At 32.8% G+C, this 23167-nt stretch carries 24 protein-coding genes; 10 read left to right on the top strand and 14 right to left on the bottom strand.

Annotated elements, in window-relative coordinates:
* Positions 1–77: 77 nt before the first annotated feature.
* Entirely contained in the window at positions 78–452 is a 375-nt protein-coding gene (locus tag RN605_RS04205) for a hypothetical protein (protein WP_313322489.1), read from the bottom strand.
* 137 nt (positions 453–589) lie between these two features.
* Here RN605_RS04205 and RN605_RS04200 point away from each other — a divergent pair, with 137 nt between their 5' ends.
* From RN605_RS04200 to RN605_RS04170, 7 genes are all read left to right on the top strand, one after another.
* Positions 590–1177, top strand: a complete 588-nt coding sequence (locus RN605_RS04200; RefSeq protein ID WP_313322488.1) for a Crp/Fnr family transcriptional regulator — start codon at positions 590–592, stop codon at positions 1175–1177.
* Positions 1177–2418: a hypothetical protein gene (locus RN605_RS04195; RefSeq protein WP_313322486.1), complete on the top strand. Its 1242-nt coding sequence runs from the start codon at positions 1177–1179 to the stop codon at positions 2416–2418. The genes RN605_RS04200 and RN605_RS04195 overlap by 1 nt, the downstream gene beginning before the upstream one ends.
* Before the next feature lie 65 nt (positions 2419–2483).
* Positions 2484–3038: a fasciclin domain-containing protein gene (locus RN605_RS04190; RefSeq protein WP_313322484.1), complete on the top strand. Its 555-nt coding sequence runs from the start codon at positions 2484–2486 to the stop codon at positions 3036–3038.
* A gap of 140 nt (positions 3039–3178) precedes the next feature.
* Positions 3179–3610: a c-type cytochrome gene (locus RN605_RS04185; RefSeq protein ID WP_313322482.1), complete on the top strand. Its 432-nt coding sequence runs from the start codon at positions 3179–3181 to the stop codon at positions 3608–3610.
* Entirely contained in the window at positions 3600–4910 is a 1311-nt protein-coding gene (locus tag RN605_RS04180; RefSeq protein WP_313322480.1) for a cbb3-type cytochrome c oxidase subunit I, read from the top strand. The genes RN605_RS04185 and RN605_RS04180 overlap by 11 nt, the downstream gene beginning before the upstream one ends.
* Positions 4911–4984: 74 nt before the next feature.
* Complete coding sequence (locus RN605_RS04175) at positions 4985–6778, top strand: hypothetical protein (RefSeq protein ID WP_313322478.1); 1794 nt, start codon at positions 4985–4987, stop codon at positions 6776–6778.
* 33 nt (positions 6779–6811) lie between these two features.
* Entirely contained in the window at positions 6812–8050 is a 1239-nt protein-coding gene (locus tag RN605_RS04170; protein WP_313322476.1) for a pyridoxal phosphate-dependent decarboxylase family protein, read from the top strand.
* Here RN605_RS04170 and RN605_RS04165 read toward each other — a convergent pair.
* Genes RN605_RS04165 through ric form a run of 4 tightly spaced genes read right to left on the bottom strand, consistent with a single transcriptional unit; the run spans position 8043 to position 11752 of the window.
* A complete protein-coding gene (locus RN605_RS04165; protein ID WP_313322474.1) occupies positions 8043–8717 on the bottom strand; it encodes an anaerobic ribonucleoside-triphosphate reductase activating protein in 675 nt (224 codons plus the stop codon). The genes RN605_RS04170 and RN605_RS04165 overlap by 8 nt on opposite strands.
* Positions 8718–8729: 12 nt before the next feature.
* Positions 8730–8888, bottom strand: a complete 159-nt coding sequence (gene nrdD, locus RN605_RS04160; protein WP_187657992.1) for an anaerobic ribonucleoside-triphosphate reductase — start codon at positions 8886–8888, stop codon at positions 8730–8732.
* Positions 8872–10986, bottom strand: a complete 2115-nt coding sequence (locus RN605_RS04155; RefSeq protein WP_313322470.1) for a ribonucleoside triphosphate reductase — start codon at positions 10984–10986, stop codon at positions 8872–8874. The genes nrdD and RN605_RS04155 overlap by 17 nt, the downstream gene beginning before the upstream one ends.
* Before the next feature lie 25 nt (positions 10987–11011).
* A complete protein-coding gene (ric, locus tag RN605_RS04150) occupies positions 11012–11752 on the bottom strand; it encodes an iron-sulfur cluster repair di-iron protein (RefSeq protein WP_169523520.1) in 741 nt (246 codons plus the stop codon).
* Positions 11753–11939: 187 nt separating this feature from the next.
* On the opposite strand from ric, the gene nadA reads away from it, so the two are divergent.
* From nadA to RN605_RS04135, 3 genes are all read left to right on the top strand, one after another.
* A complete protein-coding gene (nadA, locus tag RN605_RS04145; RefSeq protein ID WP_169523521.1) occupies positions 11940–12869 on the top strand; it encodes a quinolinate synthase NadA in 930 nt (309 codons plus the stop codon).
* The gene (gene nadB, locus RN605_RS04140) at positions 12869–14413 is read left to right on the top strand and encodes an L-aspartate oxidase (RefSeq protein ID WP_313322467.1); all 1545 of its coding nucleotides are present in this window, start codon (positions 12869–12871) and stop codon (positions 14411–14413) included. Before nadA ends, nadB begins: the two co-directional genes overlap by 1 nt.
* 220 nt (positions 14414–14633) lie before the next feature.
* The gene (locus RN605_RS04135) at positions 14634–15326 is read left to right on the top strand and encodes a hypothetical protein (RefSeq protein ID WP_313322466.1); all 693 of its coding nucleotides are present in this window, start codon (positions 14634–14636) and stop codon (positions 15324–15326) included.
* Positions 15327–15331: 5 nt separating this feature from the next.
* On the opposite strand, the gene RN605_RS04130 is transcribed toward RN605_RS04135, so the two are convergent.
* From RN605_RS04130 to RN605_RS04090, 9 genes are all read right to left on the bottom strand, one after another.
* Complete coding sequence (locus tag RN605_RS04130) at positions 15332–15775, bottom strand: copper resistance protein CopD (RefSeq protein ID WP_313322464.1); 444 nt, start codon at positions 15773–15775, stop codon at positions 15332–15334.
* Positions 15772–16146 carry a group III truncated hemoglobin gene (locus RN605_RS04125; protein WP_313322463.1) on the bottom strand — a complete coding sequence of 125 codons (375 nt, stop codon included), beginning with the start codon at positions 16144–16146 and terminating at the stop codon, positions 15772–15774. Before RN605_RS04125 ends, RN605_RS04130 begins: the two co-directional genes overlap by 4 nt.
* 1 nt (position 16147) lies before the next feature.
* Positions 16148–16915 carry an ABC transporter permease subunit gene (locus tag RN605_RS04120; protein WP_313322461.1) on the bottom strand — a complete coding sequence of 256 codons (768 nt, stop codon included), beginning with the start codon at positions 16913–16915 and terminating at the stop codon, positions 16148–16150.
* 24 nt (positions 16916–16939) lie between these two features.
* The gene (locus tag RN605_RS04115) at positions 16940–17692 is read right to left on the bottom strand and encodes an ABC transporter ATP-binding protein (protein WP_313322459.1); all 753 of its coding nucleotides are present in this window, start codon (positions 17690–17692) and stop codon (positions 16940–16942) included.
* Entirely contained in the window at positions 17689–18918 is a 1230-nt protein-coding gene (locus RN605_RS04110) for a nitrous oxide reductase family maturation protein NosD (protein ID WP_313322457.1), read from the bottom strand. Before RN605_RS04110 ends, RN605_RS04115 begins: the two co-directional genes overlap by 4 nt.
* A complete protein-coding gene (locus tag RN605_RS04105; RefSeq protein WP_313322455.1) occupies positions 18915–19346 on the bottom strand; it encodes a nitrous oxide reductase accessory protein NosL in 432 nt (143 codons plus the stop codon). The genes RN605_RS04110 and RN605_RS04105 overlap by 4 nt, the downstream gene beginning before the upstream one ends.
* A gap of 1 nt (position 19347) precedes the next feature.
* Positions 19348–19932, bottom strand: coding sequence for a hypothetical protein (locus RN605_RS04100; protein ID WP_313322454.1), 585 nt, complete (start codon positions 19930–19932; stop codon positions 19348–19350).
* Positions 19933–19983: 51 nt separating this feature from the next.
* A complete protein-coding gene (gene nosZ, locus RN605_RS04095; RefSeq protein ID WP_313322452.1) occupies positions 19984–21963 on the bottom strand; it encodes a Sec-dependent nitrous-oxide reductase in 1980 nt (659 codons plus the stop codon).
* A gap of 62 nt (positions 21964–22025) precedes the next feature.
* Positions 22026–22502 (bottom strand): c-type cytochrome, encoded by a 477-nt coding sequence (locus tag RN605_RS04090; RefSeq protein ID WP_169523532.1) that lies wholly within the window; start codon positions 22500–22502, stop codon positions 22026–22028.
* Between the last annotated feature and the right edge of the window lie 665 nt (positions 22503–23167).

The following is a 23167-nucleotide window of genomic DNA, read 5'->3' as shown; positions in this document are numbered from 1 at the left end:
TCTATTGGAAGTTTTTCCAATAATTTTTAGACATAGTTTGTCCTGTCAATCCAAAAAAGATTGATGCAATTTTTGTATTAAGTAATAATTGTTGGTGGATGAAAAACGGCGCAACCATTCAAGTGAAAGTAAAGATTGGAATAGTTGTCGCTAATACTAATTTTATGTTGAAAATAAGTTTGTCTTGCGATTAGAGTTTCAATTTCTTTAAAAAACAGTAATTCCGTTTCTAAATGAACTACTTTTTTATCACTTGAAATTGGTTTATCTTCATCAGAAGCTTTTGCAAGTCCTTGCATCAACTTACATTTTCCGTTACATTCTAATTCGGGTTTTGCTTTATTTTCACAAAGCTCTTTAGAAATATAATCATAATTAACGATGTAATCTATCACCGGAAAAACCGGTTTTAAAAACATTACAAGGGCTACTATGATTACTAATTTTTTCACAGGACAAATTTATAGTTTAAAAAAGGATTGTTTATATGATTTTAGTCATGTTTTATACTCTTTATAAAATGTAGTTTTGTTTTTATAAATCAGACACATCATTTTATTGATGTTACAACTTAAAATCAACGTCTGTTATGGCAATAGATTTGGATTTACTTTTTACTTGGGGAGCAATTGCCAAAGAATATAAAAAAAATGAAATCATAATTTCAGAAGATGAAACGGCGCATTTTTATTATCAAATAATGGAAGGTTGTGTGCGAATGTTCAATTGTAATGATGATGGTAAAGAATTTACTCAAGGTTATTTTACTGAAGGACAAAGTTTTGGAGAACCACCATTGTTTATTGACGAAAAATATCCTTCTACCGCTACCGCTTTTCAAGATTGCAAAATCATTAAACTTTCTAAAGAAAAATTTTTAAAAATTTTAGAAGAATATCCCGCCATTCAGAAGCATTTTCTAACACTTATGGCGCAACGAATTCACAGTAAAGCCAAGACTTCAAAAGATATTATCAATCAAAAACCCGAATTTAGAATTATTGCCTTTTTAAATACACATAAAAAAGGAAATAGCAGCAAAAAAGAGTTAGTTCCGTTTACGCGCCAAGAAATTGCCAATTTTACAGGTTTGAGAGTAGAAACCGTTATTAGAGCTTTTTCAAAAATGAAAACAGATAAAAAAATTGACATTATCAACCATAAAATTTATTTCTGATGCCGTTTAATTCAAAATTTTGGTTGCGTTTTTCTGTAATAAATCTACTTATTGTAGCACTTCTAGGATTGTTAATGCGATATAAAATTGGTTTTGAATTTCCTTTTTTCAATCAAAAAAACATTCTGCATTCACATTCTCACTTTGCTTTTTCGGGTTGGATTAGTCATACCTTAATGCTATTGATGATTCTTTTTTTAGAAAAAAAAACAGCTCAAAAAAGAGAAACTTTTTCTGAAAATTATAATCTAATCTTGATGGCAAATTTAATTTGTGCCTATGGAATGTTAATTTCGTTTATTATTGAAGGTTATGGAGCAATTTCGATCTTTTTTTCAACTATGTCAATTATTGTTTCTTATGCTTTTGGTTATCGATTTTGGAACGATTTAAAATTTGTAGAAAAAGAAAATCTTTCTATCAATTGGTTCAAAGGAGCTATTTTTTTTAATGTACTTTCTTCAATCGGAACGTTTTTTTTGGCTTATATGATGGCAACCAAAAACATTCTTCAAAATGAGTATTTAGCATCAATTTATTACTATTTACATTTTCAATACAATGGATGGTTTTTCTTCGCTTGTATGGGTTTATTGTTCTATTTTTTCAATTTAAAAACAACCGAAAATTCATTTTACAATAAGGTTTTTTGGTGGTTTTTTGTAGCGTGTATTCCTGCCTATTTTTTATCAACACTTTGGTTGAAATTACCGTCTTGGCTCTATTTTTTAATGATTATAGCGGCTTTTGTTCAAGTATATGCTTGGTTTCGATTATTGTATATTTTATATAGAGAAAAGCAAATTTCGCTAAAAAAATATCCACTTTTTTTACGTTACATTTTACTGTTTGTTGTCATCTCACTTACGATAAAACTTTTGCTACAATTAGGTTCTGTTATTCCTGCATTAAGTCAGTTGGCATTTGGTTTCCGACCAATCGTTATTGCTTACTTGCATTTGGTTTTATTGGCAATTATTAGTTTGTTTTTGCTTTTTTACATCTTTGCAAAACATCTTTTATTTATTTCAAAAGGTGCCAAAAACGGATTAATTCTATTCTCGATTGGAGTTTTCTTGAACGAACTATTTTTGGCAATTCAAGGTATGGCATCATTTAGTTATACACTTATTCCAAAAATAAACGAATTACTTTTTGTTGCAGCTTTGGTCATGGTTTCTGGATTATCAATTATGATTTTTCATGCCTTAAAAAAAGGTAAAATTTCTCCACTTTTATGAGCAAAATCATAAAATAACCATTTCGTAATTAGGTACTTTGCTCTATAAACCAAGTATTTCACATTATGAAAAATTCTATTAAAATTTTGCTTTTAGCGAGCTTTTTTGCCATCGTTAGCTGTAAACAAAACAGCGAAACAGAAACATCTGAAACAACCGAAAGTGCTCCAACAGAAAGTGTTGGTCAAGAAGGTGTACAAGATGAAACGTCTAACCCGAATATTGTACAGATTGCTTCGGGAAGTAAAGATCACACAACATTGGTAACTGCCGTTAAAGCCGCAGGTTTGGTTACTTCGTTAAGTAATGCTGGACCTTTTACCGTGTTTGCGCCAACCAATGCTGCCTTTGATAAATTACCAAAAGGAACTGTAGAAGGTTTATTAAAACCGGAGAAAAAAGGTGATTTAGAAAATATTTTAGGTTATCATACTTATGTTGGCGTGTTAAAAACCGAATATATGCAAGACGGACAAGAGTATGATATGGTGTTTGGCGGAAAAGTTAAAATCACTAAACAAGGAGAAAAAACGTTTGTAAACAATTCAGAAATTGTAGCTTCTATCGAAACTTCCAATGGAATAATTCATGTAATTGGTGATGTTTTACTTCCAAAATAGGATAATTATTAATTCAAGTTTGTTTCCTTTTTAGAAGAAAAAAAGCGTGAAATTATATTCACGCTTTTTTTTATGATTAATGTCATAAAAAATGGAATTTAGTTTTCTTCTATTTGTGTTTTTAATCCAATCCTTCGGATATGAAACCGAAAAAATATTTATTTATTCTTTTATTACTTTCGACATTATTTCTTGTATATAATTTTTTTATTTACACAGATAGTTCTGCTTATGGAAACGTTCATCTTTCTGAAAAAGCCATTCGAGGAGAAAATCTTTGGCTAAAAAACAATTGCAATTCTTGTCATCAGATTTATGGTTTAGGCGGTTATCTCGGACCAGATTTGACCAATGCATATTCGTTCAGAAAAAATGATAATTATCTGAAAGCCATGTTCAACAGCGGAATTAAAACTATGCCAAAATTTGACTTTAACGAATCTGAAAAAGAAGAATTGCTCCAATTTTTAAAAGAAATTGACCAAACCGGACATTATCCGAGTACCAATGCCAAAATTAAACCCAACGGCTGGGTAGAAATCCAATATAAAAACGACGTTCATGAAAACTAACCGTTATCCTTTTTACTTTATTTCTGCCGGATTAATTTCGCTGTTGCTGACGTTATTTTTTGGCTTGCTTTCCGGATTTCAATACATCATTCCTGATTTTATCAAGGAAATTCTGCCGTTTAATGCGGTTCGTCCGTTGCATACTTTGTTTGCCGTTTCATGGGTAATTCTTACCGCTACAGGCGGAATTTATTATTATTTGGAGCAAAAAAATCAAAACTATAAGTTGGTTTCCGTTCATTTTTGGCTTTTTATACTAACCGGAATCGGGATTGTAGTTTCTTATTTATCGAGAAATTTTGCCGGAAAAGAATATCTGGAATTTCCGTCTTATTTTTATTTTCCTATTGTTTCGGGTTGGATTTTATTTGGAATTACTTATTTCAAAAATGTATTTTCTTCTTTCAAAAATCTTCCGGTTTACTACTGGATGTGGGCAACTGGAATTGTGCTGATGATTTATCATTTTACCGAAGCTCATTTATGGCTGTTGCCTTATTTTAGAAATCATTTTGTACAAAATGTCGCTATGCAATGGAAAGCCGGCGGTTCGTATGTCGGTTCGTGGAACATGCTGATTTATGGAACTTCGCTTTATGTCATGACAAAAACGAGCAGCAATGACAGCTATGCCAAATCAGGAAAAGCGTTTTTCTTTTACTTTTTGGGTTTGACCAATTTAATGTTTGGTTGGGCGCATCATATTTATATTGTTCCAACGGCGGCTTGGCTGCGTTATTTTGCCTACATTATCAGCATGACCGAATGGATTGTGCTTTTTTCGATTATTTATGATTGGAGAAAAAAATTATCTCAGGAGAAAAAAATCGAATACATTTTGGTGTATCGATTTACCGTTTTGGCTGATTTCTGGATATTCCTGAATATCATTCTGGCGTTGCTGATTTCTATTCCTTCTATCAATTTATTTACACACGGAACGCATATAACCGTTGCGCATTCAATGGGAACAACTATTGGAATTAATACGTTAATATTGCTTTCTTCCATTGCTTATATTTTGGAACTGAACAAAAGCATTACTTTGAATTCAACAAAAAAAATCCAAATCGGAATTAAAATTTTCAATAGTTCTTTTGTGCTTTTCTGGATTTGCCTGTTGATTATGGGAATGAAAAAAATGCATTGGACATTTTTTAATCAAACGGTTTCTTTTTCTACATTTCAGGATTCAATTCATTGGTTCTACCTGCTTTTTGTATTGTTTGGTTTGGGAATTATTATCGGACTTTATTACATCATTTTCGAATTACTGAAAAGCATTAAAAAAACCTTATGATTATGATATATATCATACTTTAATCGGGATGATTTCCCAAAATTCGCCTCTTTATTTATTCTAAAAAAATTCGCATGAACATTTTAAAAAATGCACACACTTTTCATATTCCTGTAATGGGATTGGCTTATACTATTGATAGTCCGATTCGGGTTGCTCATTATGGAATATCTTCTGTAATTTCTATCACCGATGATGAACTGATTGAAAAAATGAGAGCTTTTTACAGCAAAAAATTCAGCATTCCTTATCAGGAAATTACTCAAAAATGCTATGATTATCGTGCCGAACGCATAAAACATTATCTAAATTTGGTTGATACCATTGTTAAAAATAAAGTCGAAAATTTCAAAAATGAATTAGCCGAAAACAAAACAACATTAGATTACTATATTTCATTACTTCCTAATAAATCGGAATTGAAAAACCGTCTGCAAAAATTTATTGATGAAGGTTTACAGATCACAGAAAATGTAAAAAAATATGTAGCCGAACATCTTTTACCTGGAGATATTGATGTTAACATTATGACCAAAGTTGACAAAGATAATTTTGATAAAAACCGGCAGCTTCCGGTAGAATTTAACGATGCTCATGCTTCTTTACGTGGTTTTGCCAACAGCAACCTGAATTCTTCCGTAGTTCTTTCTGCCGGAATGAACCCAAGATTGTACAGCTATTTTGAGCAATTTTCCGACTTTTATCCGAATAAAAATGGTCAGTTAAAAAAGAAGATTATCCTGAAAGTGAGTGATTTTCGTTCTGCCATGATACAAGGTAATTTTTTGGCAAAAAAAGGACTTTGGGTTTCCGAATATCGCATAGAATCTGGGTTAAATTGTGGTGGTCACGCTTTTGCTACCGATGGTTTTTTATTAGGACCAATTTTAGAAGAATTTAAAACCAAAAAAGAGCAACTCATCCAATCGGCACACGAACTGATGATAAAAGCATTAGAAATTAAAAATTTACCTATTCCGTTGCAACCATTAGAATTAAAAATAACAGCGCAAGGTGGCGTTGGAACTGCCGAAGAACATGATTTTTTACTAAATCATTATGAATTAGACAGTATTGGTTGGGGCTCGCCTTTTTTATTGGTTCCCGAAGCGACTTCTGTTGATGATGAAACTCGAAATTTATTGGCAAATGCTAAAGAAGACGATTTTTATTTGAGCAATATTTCGCCGCTTGGCGTTCCTTTCAACACTGTTAAAGGAATGAGTAACGATTTTTGGAAACAAAAACGGATTGACGACAATAAAGCCGGAAGTTCTTGTCCGAAAAAGTTTTTGGCATTAAGCAAAGAATATGATACTCAAGGAATGTGTACGGCTTCCAAAAAATATCAAGATGTCAAATTAGCAGAATTGGAACAACAGAAAAACGATTTTTCAAATGAAGTTTTTGAGCAACAAAAAAGCAAAATATTTGAAAAATCGTGTCTTTGTGTTGGTTTAGCTAATTCGTCTTATCTTGAAAACAAAATGGAAATTAAAGGTCAGCAACAAGGCGTAGTGGTTTGTCCCGGACCAAATTTGGCTTACTTTGATAAAATTGTGCCGTTAGCAGAAATGACAAAACATATTTATGGCAATACATCTGTTATTTCAGATACCAACCGTCCGAATATGTTTGTAAAAGAATTAGGAATGTATGTTGATCATTTGAAGAATGATATTCTTAGCTTTTCTGGTGAAACTTCTACTGCAAAAATAAAAAAATGGAAATCGTTTCAAGATAATCTTCTTCAAGGTATAGAATACTATGAAAGCCTATTCCGTTCAACCTTGATTTTTAAAAATACGCTCCAAATAATCAATCAATTACATTTTTATAAAGAAGAAGTCAAGCAAATTGAATTTTAGTTTAAAAATGTAAATCCTAAACATATATTAATAATGAATAATTGGAAAAAATTAACTTCTGAAGAACGAATAACAAGAATACAAAAAGCACTAGAAGAGAATGTTAACTTCATGAAAGACATTTCATTAGGCTATCCTGCTTCAAAATTAGATAGTAAAGTTTTTAACGATGATGCTCCTTTTTTAAAAGACGCACCAGTATTAATGACTTATCTTTCTAATCCAAACCATATTGGTTGTCATACCACAGGAACTTCGGAAGTTGCGTTTAAAGGAACACAAGAAATCGAAAAAGAAGTATTAGGAATACTGGCAGTTGACATTTTTAATGTAGCCGAAAACCAGTTTGACGGTTATATTGCTACAGGCGGAACCGAAGCGAACATTCAGGCTTTGTGGGTTTACAGAAATTTTTTCATAAACACATACAATGCAAAATTATCTGAAATTATGATTATCGCTTCAGAAGACACTCATTATTCTATTGCAAAAGGAGCAAATTTATTATCTATTGAGTGGATGAAAGTTCCTGTGGATTTTGAAAACCGAACGATTCTCGAAAACGAATTTGAAACATTACTCCAAAAAGCTATTACTGAAAACAAAAAATATTTTATTGTAGTGGCAAATATGGGTACGACCATGTTTGGTTCAGTCGATAATCCTGATAGTTATACAAATTTTTTAGACAAATATAATTTAGCATACAAACTCCATATTGATGCGGCTTATGGTGGCTTTGTTTATCCATTTATTGCACCAAAAAGTAACTTAGATTTTAAAAATAAAAATGTTTCTTCTATTACTATTGATGCTCATAAAATGCTACAAGCTCCTTATGGTTCCGGAATATTTTTATGCAGAAAAAATCTAATTGAAAATGTATTGACCAAAGAAGCAGAATATGTTGAAGGCATGGATTTAACCTTATGCGGCAGCAGATCAGGTGCAAATGCTGTTGCTACCTGGATGATACTTACAACTTATGGCGAAAATGGCTGGTTTGAAAAAGTAAAAATTCTTCAAATGAGAACGGACTGGATTTGCAAGCAATTAGATTCTCTTTCTATTAAATATTTCCGAGAACCTTATATGAATATTGTGACCATAAAAGCTGAACATATTTCTGCAGATATTGCACATAAATATGATTTAGTGCCTCAAAAACACAATGTCGATAACGAATGGTATAAAATCGTTTTGATGGAACATGTAGAAGTTGACAGCTTAAATCATTTAATAGACGATTTAAAGAAAAATTGTGTCATCTAAGATGAACTTTTATCTTCTTTGTATTCAGAATTATTGGATTAAGATTTTTTAAAGAATGACGCAGATTTCCTATGGTTTCTGTATCATTCCTAAAATGTTGTATGTAAAAATTGCCTTGGTAATTATGGCTTTCCAATACAGAAATCATTGTTTGTATATCTACTTCATTAAGTAAACTTGAGTGATACGTAGTTCTTACTTCAAATGATATGTTCGAAACCATAAGCAATTTTAGACAAGAAATAAACTCATCGTAGAACACTTTTTTCGTTATTTCCCGAGCTTTTGCTATTGGACTTTTAAAATCAATAGCTACATAATCTAGCAGATTTTGTCCCAAAAGTTCCAATAAAACTTTTGGGCTGGAACCATTGGTATCTACTTTTACCAAAAATCCCATTTCTTTCACCGTTCGGATTTGCTCTACAATGTTCTTATGAATTAAACATTCGCCACCGCTAAAAACAACGGCGTCGAGCAATCCTTTTCGGGTTTCGAGAAAAGAAATCATTTCGGGAAAAGAAAGTTTTCCTTTCCCAAAAACAATTTCAGGATTGTAGCAATACAAACACCGCATATTACAACCCGAATACCAAAGAATACAAGCACTTTTATCTGGATAATCTAGTAATGTAAACGGTGTTATATTGCTGACAGGTTTAGCCATTTTAAACAGTTTCTAACATTCTTTGAAATGAATTCGTTGTTTATGTTCACCTTTTTTTCCGATGTTAAAACTTTCTACAGGACGATAATATCCCATAACTCGTGTATAAACCAAACATTTGGTTCTTGATTGCTGATGCTGTTCCAGCAATTCGTTAGTTTTTGTTTTCATAAGTGTCATTATTTAATTGTTCTAATAAATTTTCATCACATTTTGGGCAAAATTCATGCTCGCCGTTTAAATAACCATGAACTGGACAAACGCTAAAAACTGGCGTTACCGTGATGTATGGCAGTTTGAATTTTGATAAAACGGTTTTGACGAAATTTTTACAAGCTTCGGAAGAGCTTATTCTTTCGTTCATGTACAAATGCAAAACCGTTCCACCGGTATATTGACATTGTAAATTATCTTGCATTAATAACGCTTCAAACGGATCTTGAGTGAAATCTACTGGAATTTGCGAACTGTTGGTGTAATAAACGTTTTCTTCCATTCCTGCCTGAAGAATATTTGGATAACGCTTTTTGTCTTCTTTGGCAAAACGATAGGTTGTTCCTTCTGCTGGCGTAGCTTCAAGGTTGTAAAGGTTTCCTGTTTCTTCTTGGAATTCTTTCATTCGGTTACGAATATGTTCCAAAATTTCCATAGAAAATTCATGACCAAAAGTAGTTGTAATATCTTCTTTGTCTTCGGTAAAATTGCGTATCATTTCGTTCATACCGTTTACACCAATGGTCGAAAAATGATTTCTGAAATGTGGTAAATAACGTTTTGTATAAGGATACAAACCTCGATCATACATTTCCTGAATAAATTTTCGTTTTTTCTCCAAAGTAGATTTAGACAATTCCATTAAATAATCCAATCGGCGGAAAAGTTCTTCTTTATTTCCTTCATATAAATAACCCAAACGAGCCATATTTATGGTAACTACACCAATACTTCCCGTCATTTCTGCACTTCCAAAAAGTCCGTTACCACGCTTCAATAATTCCCGCAAATCCAATTGCAAACGACAACACATACTGCGAACCGCATTTGGTTTATAGGCATTTGGATTTTCGACTTTGTTTCCGTTTTCATCTAAAATATATTGACTTCCGATAAAATTTTGGAAATAAGAAGAACCTATTTTAGCCGTATTTTCAAAAAGTAATTCGGTGTTTTCACCATTCCAATCAAAATCTTCGGTGATATTTACTGTTGGAATTGGAAACGTAAATGGTTGTCCATTGGCATCGCCTTCAGTCATTACGGTATAATATGCTTTATTTATCAAGTTCATTTCTGGCTGAAAATGTTCATATCGCATTTCCGTCAACGAAGTAACGCCTCGTTCTTTGGCTCGAATAAAAACACTTTCATTAGTGATTTTTTCAAATAAATGATGGTCATTTTTTGTTGGAATTTGTTCTTTCAAATCGGCTGGAACAATCCAATCCAAAGTAATATTCGTAAATGGAGATTGTCCCCATCGTGCCGGAACATTGAGATTATAAACAAAACTGCGAACGGCTTTCAAAACTTCATCAAATGAAAGATTGTCCTTGAAAACATAAGGTGCCAAATAGGTGTCAAAAGAGCTGAATGCCTGTGCTCCAGCCCATTCGCTTTGCAAAATCCCTAAGAAATTTGCCATTTGTCCTAAAGCTTCTCTAAAATGTGACGGAGCTTTACTTTCCACACGACCACGAACACCATTAAAACCATCATTCAACAGAACACGCAAACTCCATCCGGCACAATATCCCGTAAGGCAATCCAAATCGTGAATGTGCACATCACCATTTCGGTGCGCATAACCTTCTTCTTTAGAATATACTTTATCCAACCAATAATTGGCGATGATTTTTCCAGCGACATTGTTTACCAAACCTGCGTTAGAATAGGAAGTATTTGCATTAGCATTAATTCGCCAATCGGTTTGTGAAATATATTCTTCAATGGTTTGCGTACTGTCAACATACGTCGTATCATCATTCAGTCCTTGGATGTGTTCGCGCTGTAATTTTCGTGTATGACGATACAACATGAACGAACGCATTACTGTGAAATATTCGTTTTCAAAGAGCGTTTTCTCTATAATATCCTGAATTTCTTCAACAGCCCAAGTTTCTTTTTTGTCAATGGCTTCGATGACATTCTCAAAAACACGCTCATCAAACGGAACGGTTACACTATCAAAACTCCTAATAATCGCATCCTTTATTTTAAAGGTTTCAAAAGGTTTATAATCGCCGTTTCTCTTGATAACATATTTTTCCATTATGAGCGTGTTTTTGATTTTTGTATTAGTTAATTGGTTCTATGATATTGAATTTTGTTTCCATTTCTTTGGCTTTTGGAAATACAATATTGTTTTCCAAATGAATGTGTTTGTGTAAATCTTGTTCAAACTCTTTTAGCATGGCAAAAGTTACTTTGTAGGTTTCACAAGCATCGGCTGGCGGATTATAATCATTTGTAAGCTTCGCAATAATTCTAAAACGTTCGCCTTCATTATCGTGTTCATCCATCATCATCGCGATAGGATTACTCACGGTTCCAAAATGAGCTTGTTCGATAGAATTATTTTCTCTCAAAGCATTGTACATTTTTTTGACAAATGGAAATAAAATCAGCTCTTCTTTTTTCATGTGTTGCGCCAATTCGCCTGCTGAGATTTTAAAATGAAGCGCAATTTCAAACAACTCTGGATGTCTTTGTCCGTGAACTTTGCAAAGCTTATCAAGGTAAAACAACAAAGCAGTCGATTTTTCTTCTACATAACGATGATGTGTCTTTTCGATATAATCAATAAGCAAATCAATTGGCCACGATTTAAAATCAATTTCTTGCCCGGTTTGAGTATTTAAAACTTGCAATACTTCTTTTTTTACTTCTTCGGGATCAATACCTTTTTTTTCACAAGCTTGTTCTATCGTTCTATTGCCTTTGCAGCAAAAATCAATACCATATTTAGAAAAAACGGCTGCTGTTCTAAAATCTTCGGCTACAAATTCGCCTACTGTTGGATGTTCTAATGTATTCATAATGAAATGTTTTTAATGAGATTTTCAAGTACTAAAGTTGTTTCAATATTACGCCATAAAACCAATAGCATTCTATGACTAAAATCATATTAAATGGAAAATTTCAGTAGTTACTTTGTTCTTTTATTGAACAGATTGAAATGTTGTGAATTGAAAATCTGTGTAATTCGTGGTAAAAAAATATCTAATGGAAAATCTGAAACAAAAGATACTTGCTTTAAAAAAAGAAAAAAATGCTGTGATTTTGGCTCATTATTATCAGCAACCCGAAATTCAGGAAATTGCCGATTATGTAGGTGACAGTCTAGGTTTATCACAAGAAGCCGAAAAAGTGAATTCTGATATTATCTTGTTTGCTGGAGTTCATTTTATGGCAGAAACAGCGAAAGTTTTAAATCCAAAAAAGAAAGTTTTATTGCCCGATTTGAATGCTGGTTGTTCTCTAGCAGAATCATGTCCGCCGGATATCTTCAAGAAATTCATCGAAGCGCATCCTAATCATATTGTAATTACGTATGTCAACTGTTCGGCAGAAATAAAGGCATTAAGTCACTTGGTTTGTACTTCGTCTAATGCTGAAAAAATTGTGAATTCTGTTCCCGAAAATATTCCGATAATTTTTGCTCCCGATAAAAACTTAGGCAATTACATTAACCGAAAAACCGGTAGAAAAATGATCTTGTGGGACGGAAGTTGTGTTGTTCATGAAGCTTTCTCTTTGGATAAATTAATTGAACTTCACAAAGAACATCCCGATGCTGATATTGTTGCGCATCCCGAATCGGAAACACATATTTTGGAAACAGCAACCTATATTGGTTCAACTGCCGGAATGATTGATTATGTAAAACAAAGTCCAAAAAACAAGTTTATCATCGCCACCGAAGCTGGAATTTTATACAAAATGCAGGAAGAAGTTCCCGATAAAATATTAATTCCTGCGCCATCATTTGAAAACAATACTTGTGCTTGCAGCGAATGTGGTTATATGAAACTAAATACACTTCAAAAAGTATATGATTGTTTAGCAAATGAAACTCCCGAAGTTATGGTACCAAAACAAATTGCAAAAAAAGCATTGACACCGATTAAACGAATGTTGGAATTATCAAAATAATGAAAATAGAAACCGATTATCTTATATTAGGTTCAGGTATTGCCGGACTTACCGTTGCCATCAAACTGGCAGAACAATTTCCCGATCGAAAAATACTGATTGTAACCAAGTCCAATGCGGATGAATCGAATACTAAATATGCACAAGGCGGAATTGCCGTAGTGATTGATGGCATTGATGATGATTTTGAAAAACACATTAACGACACTTTAATTTGTGGCGATGGATTATGCAATCGTGAAGTTGTAGAAATGGTCGTGAAAAAAGGACCAAAACGATTGAAAGAACTTATCGATTGGGGAACAAATTTTGATCTTACTGCCGAAGGAAATCTGGATTTAGCCAAAGAAGGCGGACATTCCAATCATCGTGTTGTGCATCACAAAGACCAAACTGGACGAGAAATTGAAAGAGCAATTTTGACCAAAACACATCAAAAAAAGAACATTGAAATCCTCGATTTTCATTTTGCCATCGATTTAATTACCAAATCCAATAGTTGTTTTGGTGCATTTGTTTTAGATGAAAAAAACGACACTATAATTCCAGTTTATTCTCGTTTCACAATTTTAGCAACCGGTGGAATTGGTCAGGTTTATAAACAAACAACCAATCCGTTAATTGCTACAGGTGACGGAATTGCTATGGCTATTCGAGCAAATGCTACCATTAAAGAAATGGAATTCATACAATTTCATCCAACCGCTTTGTATATGCCAAAATCAACGTCAACATTCCTAATTTCGGAAGCCGTAAGAGGTTTTGGAGCTTATTTGAAAACCAAAAAAGGTCGCCGATTTCTATTTGATTACGATGTTAGAGGCGAATTAGCATCACGTGATATTGTGTCGAGAAGCATTGAAACCGAACTGAAAAAATCCAAAGACAAATGCGTTTATCTCGATTGTACGCATTTGGATATTTTAGCTTTTAAAAATCATTTTCCAACCATTTATCAAAACTGTTTGTTATCTGGTATTGATATTACAAAAGACTGGATTCCGGTAATTCCAACGCAACATTATTTATGTGGTGGCATTTTGGTAGATGCAAACGGACAAACTTCAATTGAGAATTTATTTGCCTGTGGTGAATGTTCCCAAACAGGATTACATGGTGCCAACCGATTAGCATCCAATTCACTATTGGAAGCATTGGTTTATGCCAATCAGATTTTTGAATTTCTGAAAAAATTGGATGTCAAAAAAATAATCGTAGAAAAACCTGTTCCCGATTATTTTCCTTCAAAAAAAATATTGGACAAAAAAATCATCGCTAAAATCAAAAAAGATTTACAAAATTGTATGCAGCAAAATGCCGGTATTATAAGAAATGATACTGATTTGAAAAAAGCATTGGAACAATTACTTATTTGGAAAAAACAATGCCAGGAAATGGAACACGAATATAAAGTGACCAAAGAATTTTTGGAATTAAAAAACATGATTACGGTAAGTATTCCGATAGTTGCTTTTTCACTGAAAAGAAACGAAAATAAAGGAAGCTTTTTCAAAGAAGGAAAAACTATAAACCTCCAATTCTAATCAATTCGAAGTGATTGATTAAATATATAAAACTCACCTACAGATTAATCTTATCTATTTTTCATTAGATTTGATAAAAAATTAACATTTTAATCAATAATTATGAAAAAAATATTACTATTAACATTAGTATCACTTCCGTTTTTAATGTTTTCACAAGTAGTTAACAAAACTAGAAAGGCTGTAAAGATTATTGAAGAACAAAATATATTTGTAAACAGTGCCAACTAATATAGGAGGAAAGACGAGAGTTTATTATAAAATTGACTTACCACCAAACACTTTAGAATGGTATTACATTTTTACGACAACCCCAAATACTAATAATAACAGTCTACAACTTTTTACTCAATTATCAAATATATTATATGCGAATTCAATAGCCTCCATTGCTGCAAGTTCTTTATCCGTTAGTAGCGGTAATGCTCCAGTTGATGTTTTTTTAATGAATAAAAAGGGATTAGATGCCTTTTTAGAAAAAAGTATATTTGGTAACTACGAATATTCAAGACCTTCGCATTTTTATGAAGGAACTGTTTTAAACGCAAAAGATGGTAAAATAAAGATAGACGACCTACGTTCAGGAACATTCTTTTTAGGTATTAGAAATCCATCACTCAATACAGGAGTCAATGTGAAATTTGAAGTAGTTGCAATCATTGAAGAAACCACAAGCGATAATACAAAATGGTCTAAGGATATAAAAGAAAAAGTTTATAATCATATAATAAACAGCTTGAGCAGTTCTGATATGGAAGAAAATGCAAAAATAGATTTTGCTACTTGTATGATGGATGAAATCACAAAAAATATATCTCCTAGTGATTTTTCCGAATTAGCAAATTATGAAATCTTAAATATTCTAAAAAAATATTCTTTAACTTGTGATAAAACTGGTATTTTTAAATTTTAGAAAAACTATAAACCTCCAATTCTAATCAAACTTCCTAAAATTAACATTGTTACAGCAATTATTGTAACTGTTATAATAAAAAATTCAGCTGGAAACATTCGTTCCGATTTGAGTTTTGGGAAAATTAATGTTTCTGCACATGCAGCCATTAGTATCGTAGTAAATAGCAAAATTAGTTTTATAGAAATGACTTTTTCGATAGCATTTGAAAACGAAAACCATTTGGTAAATGTTACATCATAATGATATGCCATCAAAATTCCAGTAACGAACAAAACCAATAATGACGGCATTCCAACAGGTTCAAATTTACTTTTGAAATTTTTCAGGATAGAAGCATCTTTCTTTTTCAATGCTTCGGGCAAAATCCTGATAGCCAAAAAAAGATGCCCGCCAACCCAAATCGTTGCCGCCAATAAATGAAAAATTAAAATAACGTGATGCATCATTGGCTTAACGTTTTATACATCATCGCCGCCGAAATATTCATTGCCCGGTTTTTAATTTCTTCTGCTTTTTGACCTTCAAAAAGTGTATCAACCGTTTCGATAAATAATTTATTCCAATGTCCGAAATGTGTTGGGTTCATCGGGCTTTTTTGATGTAATTCTTTATGTTTTGCCATTGGATTACCTTCATAATTGGCTGTAAAAAAGAGTATATTTTCCCAAAAATCATACATCTTTGGCAAATGCTTTTCCCAATTTACTTTGGCTATGTCATTAAACAAATAACCAATCACGTCATCCGTTTTTACTCTGTCGTAAAACGCATTGACTAATGTTTCGATGTCTTTTCGGTTTCTTATGTCGGTTTTCATGTTACAAATCTTTTTTGTTGAATTTTTTCAGTGAAATAAAAAACGGAACAACTGCCCATAAACAAAGCAGCAGAAAAGAAATTATCAATCCTGATGAAGTTCCGAAGAAGTCTTTGAAAATCGCTCCGGTATAGCCCATCATTGCCGAGATGTCAAGATGCATCAATATTTGAATTCGGGCTAAATCAATCGGACTAAAAGCGGTTAATCCAACCATAAAATTCTCTATCGGATAATCTGATAACTGGAACAAAAGGAACAAAACGATGCCGTCAAAAAGCAAGGCAAAAAACAGCCAAATCATGATAGCAATCCCAATTCCTTTGGCTTTATCACGTGTTAAAATCGAGCTTAAAAATGCCAATGCTACAAAAATTATGGTAATTAAACATCCAACAGTTATCATCATAAAACCCACGCTATCAGGTGAATTGAGCAACAACGGAATTCCTGCGCCGACCAAAAAGGCAAACACCATAGAAAACGATAATCCGAGAAATAAACTCATCCAGATTTTGCGGCGTTTTACCGGTTGGCTTAACAAAAGTTCGATAAATTCATTACTGTTATAAAGGTAAATCGTTGAAAACAAAACGGAAACCAATGGCACAGTAAACAAAATCACGTTGAGAATCGTAAGTAAACCTTTGGCTGAATTGTCTTCCAAAGCAAAAGAACTCCAGGAAAGTGCTGCTAAAATTACCGTATAAGTCAGTACGATTTTGTTCTTTAGTATATCAAGTAATATGATTTTAATAATTCGGTTCATGATACAATTGTGAGTTTTTGGTTGTTATACTGAACGTAATCGGATAACCGGTTTTTCTTCTTTTACAACAGGTTGTTTTTGCTTTAAAATACAAGCGATAGCTTTTGAAATTTTATTTTCTCCGGTTTCTTCTTTTATCACTTCGATGTTTTTATGAAAATGAACTTTTCCTTCCTGCATAAAAATGATTTCAGTAATTAAATCGTCCAATTCACTCAACAAATGTGACGTAATCAAAATCAATTTTCCTTTTTCTTTTTCTCGAATGATTTTTTCTTTTAAAATTTCAGATGCCAATGGATCCAAACCAGCTGTTGGTTCGTCCAAAATCAACACATCAGGATTGAAAAGAAAAGCCAAAACAGCACTTACTTTTTGCGTTGTTCCACCAGAAAGCGTACGCATTTGTTTGTAGAACATTTTTTCGAGTTCAAATGCTTTTAATAAATCTTCGTCTAATTCTTGATTTGATTTTCTGATTTTTTTAATCATTTCGATAATTTGTCCGATAGTCATATTATCAGGATAACGACCAATTTGTGGCATATAACCAATAGTTGAACGGTATAAATAATCTCCAAGAATAGATTTTCCATTGAATTCAATTACTCCATTATCAGGAATTACCATACCAAGAATGGATTTAATCAGTGTGGTTTTTCCGCAACCGTTCGGACCAATCAAAGCAATACACTGACCTTTTTCAAACAAAAGATTAATACCATTCAAAACGGATAACTTTCCGAATTTTTTATTGATGTTTTCTATTTTTATCATAACGGTAACTTTTTCATTAACGGTTTGTTATCGATAAAATTATCAGGGGTTATACTAGGTAAAACTTTTTCGGATTTATCTAAAAGCGTAATCATAAAACTGCGGAATAAAATCATAGCAGACGGATTATTTTCTGTTAAAACACCAAACAAACTCAAAGGATGATATGGTACATCGCCAATGCCATTTTTATCCAAGTCATAACCTTCGTATTTGTCCCAATAATTACTGTTAAATGTATTGAGAACTAAACTTCCATTGGTGCTGATGTCAAAAGTATTTCCAAGAAAGTTGTTGTTCACAATCTCATTTTCCATACAGCTCGCTTGAATTTTCATTCCCCAACCATTGGCTTCAAAAGTATTTTTTTCGACTTTAATTCTTGATGTTCCTTCCATGTAGATTCCGGAAGTGTTTCGGGCAAAACGGTTGTTGAAAATATAACTATCTGAGATTTCTTTGAGTAATAAACCATAAGCCGAATCACCCCAATTTTCCTCAAAATAATTATTGAACATTTTTACATTTTTGGTAAACATCACGGCAACTCCGGCTCCATTTCCTTTGAAGACGTTGGTAAAATAGGAATCGTCATTGGAAAACATAAAATGCAATCCGTAACGAATATTATTATTGGCAATATTTCTCCAAATGACCGATTGCGTTACAAATTCAAAATAAATTCCGTCTCGATGCCCTGAAATTTTATTACCAATGATTTGCAGATTGTCACTTTTCCAGCAATGTATCCCGTTACCAATAAGCTGTTCCTGTTTTCCATAGGCTTTAATTGTGTTGTTTTTTACAACTGTATTTTTACAATTCTGCAGATAAATTCCAAAGAAATTGTTGTCGAGTATATTATTTTCTATTACTACAAAATTCCGGTCATATACTTTAATTCCGCATGGATCATCGAGTGCAGCATGACCGGAATTAATAATTTTAAATCCTTTTATCACAACACTGTCAGCAGTAACAGAAAGTACTTCAGTTTTGTTTTGACCGTCAAGAACAGGAAAATTTTTGCCTAAAAATTTAATTTTTTTATTGATGATAATATTTCTTTCTTTATAAACACCTTGAGTAACGATGATGATATCGCCATCATTAGCCAAAGCGACAGCCTGTTTTATGGTTTTTACAGCATATAATCTGCCTACGGTAATCGTTTTGGCATTACCCATCAGACAAAATAGAAATACTATGTAAATTAATTTTTTCATTTATAAGCATTATAAACTTCAGACCAATTCATGGATTGGGCTTCAAGTTTTTTTCCAAATTCAGTTTGTTTTTCAGTAGAAGTAAAAGCGGCTAAATTGCCCCGCATTGGAGAATTTATTTTTTCTCCTTTTATAAAATGAGCTGTCTCAGCCGGAATAAGTGTGTTATCTTTTAAATAATCATTTACATAAAATGATTCATAGGAAACAATAGTGCTAGACTTTGCAAACTGAATCATACAGGCTACATCATCAAATTTATAGTGTCTCCCTTTTTTTGTAATCAGTTCGGCTCCAAATTTTCCATTGGAAATAGTCATTTTACAAAATTCACATGCATCCACATTTAGTTTAATAGGAACAGGTTCTTTTGAGCCACAAGAAATTAATGTAACTATAGTAATCAGAGATAAAATTAGCGTTTTCATACTATTTATTTTTATTGAATTTATATTCTTTAAGTACTACTAAAAATATCAGTATTCCTGCAACAGTCAACATCCATCCACCAGTATCAGGAATAGAGTAGGCCCCAAAGTTTAATAATTGTTTATAACCTATAAGAGGTGGTTGATATGCCATTCCGGGGACTTTGATAGCCGCATTAGGGTCAAGATTATGTCCATATTCATAATTCCATCGATAAAAATCTACTGCAGCTAAAATTACAAAGACAACATATAGAAACAGAAAATAAAGCACTGCTTTTCTTTTGGTAATAAAAATCAGTAAAACTGAAATCAAAACAAATCCACCGATGATATAAGGCAAAACGGTAAATTCGAAAAAGTTTTCTGTATGTAAAGTTGCCATGCCGATATAGTGGTTTAATCCGTTGATTATTTCCACATCACCTCCGATTTTATTAGCATGTAATCTAAGAACAAGTCCTTCGGGATATTGCGGTGCTTCGAGTTGAATTTGCCACATTGGAACAAATAGTGAACTGGCAAAAAGTACTGCTGTTATAAGTAATAATACTTTGGATAATCCGGATATTTTTACATTTTTCATTTGATTTGAGAAAAAAAGGGAACAAATAAAATCCGTTCCCTTTGGTTAATTTTATTTGGTAGTCTTTGGAAGATTAGTTCCTACACTCCAAGTGAGCGGAACGGAACTTCCTACAGGAGAAACTCTTACATAACCTTGCATTTCCTGATGCAATGCACTACAGAAGTCAGTACAATACATCGGATACATTCCTGCTTTTTTCGGAAGCCATTTCAAGGTAGTGGTTTCACCAGGCATAATGAGTAATTCACCGTTATCAGCACCTTTGATAGCAAATCCGTGAGGTACATCCCAATCTTGCTCCAAATTAGTTACATGGAAATATACTTCGTCACCTACTTTTATTCCTTCAATATTATCCGGAGCAAAGTGAGAACGGATAGATGTCATATAAACATGAACTTTATTTCCTTCGCGAACTACCTTAGCTTCTTTTTCACCTTTGGTTGCATACGGATGATTATTATCTTTAATAGGATAGAATTTCAACTGACCGTTGTTTCGGATTAAATCAGCTGGAGCAGCTTGTGCATAATGCGGCTCACCAATAGTCGGAAAATCGAGTATTAACTGCATTTTATCTCCGCTAATGTCAAATATTTGAGCCGATTGTGCTAATTCTGGTCCTGTTGGTAAATAGCGGTCTTTTGTGATTTTATTGTAAGCAATTAAATATTTGCCAAAAGGTTTTTTACTGTCACCGCCAGGAATACAAAGATGACCTACGGAATAATAAGTAGGAACCCTGTCTAATACTTTCAGTGATTTGATATCCCATTTTACAACTTCAGAGGATACAAAAAACGTTGTATAAGCATTTCCTTTGCCGTCAAACTCAGTATGTAACGGACCTAATCCTGGTTTTTGAACTTCACCATGTAAAGCTGCTTCATATTTTACAACAGGAATTCCGCTATAATCACCTTCAAATTGTTTGTTTTTAATCGCTCCCATTAATTTATCAAAACTAAATACAGGTATTAAAGCAGCTAGTTTTCCTGAACCTACGATGTATTCACCTGTTGGATCTACGTCACATCCGTGTGGTGATTTTGGACAAGGAATCATATAACAAATGTCTTTCAGTTCAGCAGAATCCAATACCAACACTTCGTTTTTGATTTCTGATGTTGCTGTATGTGTTTTTTCATTCCATTTGTTATGAGCATATTTTACAGACTGTTTTTTGCCTTTTCCTGCTTTGATGTATTCTTCGGCTTTTTTCCAGTTTACAGCCATAATAAAGTCCTTATCACGTTGAGAAGCATTTACTTCAAGCAAAGTATTTGCTTGCTCTGTATTATAACAAGAGAAGAAGAACCAACCGTGAGACTTTCCTTTTCCAGCATGGGAAAGGTCAAAGTTAATTCCTGGAGTTACTATTTGAAAAGCCAAATCCATTTCGCCTTCCTTACCTACTTTTACAAAGCTGATATGACCTTTGAAGTTTTCTTTATACGTATTAATAGGAACGTCACCATTTGAATAATCTGCAGGTACACTGAAACGAGTTCCTGCCACTACATATTCTGTGTTTTCAGTAATGAATGGAGAAGAATGATTTCCACCACTGTTAGGCAACTCTATAATTTCGGCAGTTTTAAATGTTTTTAAATCGATACGAGCAATACGAGGTGTGTTATTAGCATTACCAAAAACCCAACGTCCATCAACTTCTCCATTGGTTTGTGACATTTCAGTATGATGCAAATCATCCCAAGGCACAAATCCATTAGAGGTATTTAACATAGGCTTTGTTTCTTCACTATATCCCCAACCTTTTTCTGGATCTACCGAAAAAACAGGAATTACCCTAAACAATCTTCCGCTCGGAAGACCATAAACACTTAATTGTCCGCTGAAACCTCCTGATACGAAATTATAGAACTCATCATATTTTCCTGGAGCAACGTATGCTTTTTGAGCAGCATCACCACTAACGGCATCACCAGAATTTTTTGGTTTACAAGAAGTGACTAAAGCACTTCCAAGGACAATAGCAAAAATTGCTTTTACAAACTTATTTTTCATATTATTGAATTTAAATAAGATTGGTCAGCACTTTTACGGGTTAACCAATCTCTTGTTTTGGTTTATTTTACACCGTCATTTTTACGCATATATTCCAAAATGTTTCGGGCATCATCGTCACTAAGCCCTTGATTTGGCATACGAACCAAACATATCTCCAATTGCGCCTGAACTTCAGGATCTTTATCAATCATTGGATCAGGATTAGTTATGAAATTCATAATCCATTCCGGTTTTCTTCTTTCTGTTACACCTTTCCAACCTGGGCCTACTAATTTTTCATCGGTAAGTTTGTGGCAAGAAGTACATTTTACACTGGAAACTTCCTCTCCTTTGGAAGCCATTGCTTGATCTAAAGTTGGCCCAAGTTCTACATTGTCAAATTTTCCTTCACCTCTTTTTGGATCATAACTCGAAGGATCTGCAGATGTTGTTGCATTTTCTGTGGCTGTTGCCGGATTGTATTCCTCTGCTTCTTTTTCTTTTTTACCACAAGAAAATAGCATTACAGCTGTGATAAATACTACTAATTTTTTCATATTGTTTAGATTTAAAATAATATTCCAAAGGTCTTAATTGAATAGAGTTAATTTTATGACTATAATCATAAAGTAGGTTGTTTTTTAATAGTTTAGGAATTAAAAAAAATTAAGCATTGGTTAGTACTTTACTTTTAGTTACATTTATTTAAAAAGGATATTATTATTTTAGAGGTATTGAATTTGTAGTTCAAATAATCAAGAAAATTAAATTTGGTTATTTACTATTTGAGATACTAATCTAACCCTAACTATTTAGTAGAGTAGGGAGTAAGAAGTAAGAAGTGAGAAAGAGAGTGGTTACAGAAGAATATAACGTCAGTTTACCAATAAATGAAAAAGTACATTCTGGTTATTACATTTTTTAAAATGTTTTATATACTTTTTTTGAAAGTTTCATTAGAAATCAATAATTCAGAATTCTTATTATGTATAATGATTCATAGCTTAGGTCTTTTATAACTTTTTTTCTATAAATATGTTTATCGATAGTAATTACTTCCTCTTTATTATTATCTACAATTTTAGAATGTACTACTACACCTAAATATGTTTTTAAATATCGTAAACTTGTATATAGTTACCAAACTATAATATGAAGGTAGGTAATGAAAATTTTTATGAAAGAAATAATAATTATCTCTTGTTGTGATTCTTTCTTGGTT

This window comes from Flavobacterium sp. PMTSA4 (assembly GCF_032098525.1).
GTDB lineage: Bacteria > Bacteroidota > Bacteroidia > Flavobacteriales > Flavobacteriaceae > Flavobacterium > Flavobacterium capsici.
This window is presented reverse-complemented; position numbering and strand designations above follow the sequence as displayed.